Below are 1,076 nucleotides of genomic sequence, written 5' to 3'. Positions count from 1 at the left end.
CCTTACGGTTTAGTCCAGTCAATGCCCGCACTGAGGCGGTCTTCTTTTAGCACCCGATTAAGATCTAACATTGTCCCATCTCAAACACCCTATTAACTTTACTTTACCTTATAAAGCGACAAGTCTAATATTTCTTGGGTCTATTTGATTCAATTTTCAGGCAAATTTTTCTCTTTCGCTCCTCATCTCTTTCTTGATAACCAGAGGTTTTTTTTTACGAGTAAAACCAAGTTTTTTTAAACTTCTACTAATAGTAAAACGACTACAATCCCCCCATTTTACAGCCATTTGTTTTTGAGTTTGATCATCATTAGTCTCAACAAATTTCTCAAATTTTTCCCAGTCTTTAACAGGCATCCTGAACATTTTGACAAAGACGCGATCGCGACAGCGTCACGGAGTTCGAGCGCGTAATTTATGAAAAATATAGGTCATACAGTCGCTGTAATACTATTATCGATTTGTATGTAGTATGTAAATATACCAGCGCACATTGCTATAAGTCGCGTTTATACAAACTGAGTAAAGAGTTAGCTAGTGAGTTTGCCTTTGTCAATCAATTAAATTCATCAGCTACACAAGCTTCAGTAGAAGTAGCTTGGACTTCGATTAGTAACTTTTATCGTCGCTGTAAAAAAGGAGTAAGGAAGAAAGGCTATCCCAAATTTAAAAAGCATTGTCAGTCTGTAGAATATAAACAATCTGGTTGGAAATTATCAGATGATTGTATGTTTATTACTTTCACTCTCTAGTTTAAATCTGGTAAGTTTTCTCTGTATTGTAATTCAGAAACAAGAGAAGATTTATTTAGGTTAAAAATTAACCGGGTGAGAATAGTTAGACGTGCAGATGGCTATTATTGTCAATTTTGTTTAGACGCTGATAGAAAAGAATTAGGAAATTATACTGGCAATGTCATAGGCATTGATTTAGGTTTAAAATATTTCTATCAGGACTTACGCAAAGACACTATATATAGAGTATGGTCATCTAGAGCGATATAGCTGCCGCACTTGCTCCGCCAACGCTTAAAAATGGAGAGCGATTGCCTCAGCAAAGCTCCGCTAACGCCTCAA

The 1,076-nt window shown here is 36.2% G+C and carries 2 protein-coding genes; one reads left to right on the top strand and one right to left on the bottom strand.

Annotated features, from left to right (window positions below; genetic code table 11):
• Positions 1–156: 156 nt before the first annotated feature.
• Positions 157–366 (bottom strand): IS630 transposase-related protein, encoded by a 210-nt coding sequence (locus tag F6K27_RS33360; protein ID WP_287300981.1) that lies wholly within the window; start codon positions 364–366, stop codon positions 157–159.
• 95 nt (positions 367–461) lie between these two features.
• On the opposite strand from F6K27_RS33360, the gene F6K27_RS34245 reads away from it, so the two are divergent.
• Positions 462–752: a hypothetical protein gene (locus F6K27_RS34245; protein ID WP_353736108.1), complete on the top strand. Its 291-nt coding sequence runs from the start codon at positions 462–464 to the stop codon at positions 750–752.
• The last annotated feature ends 324 nt before the right edge of the window (positions 753–1,076 follow it).

It is taken from the genome of Okeania sp. SIO2F5 (genome assembly GCF_010692685.1).
In the GTDB taxonomy this organism is placed as follows: Bacteria; Cyanobacteriota; Cyanobacteriia; order Cyanobacteriales; family Microcoleaceae; genus Okeania; species Okeania hirsuta.
Note: the sequence above shows the minus strand (reverse complement) of the source record. Positions and strands in the feature narration are given on the sequence as shown.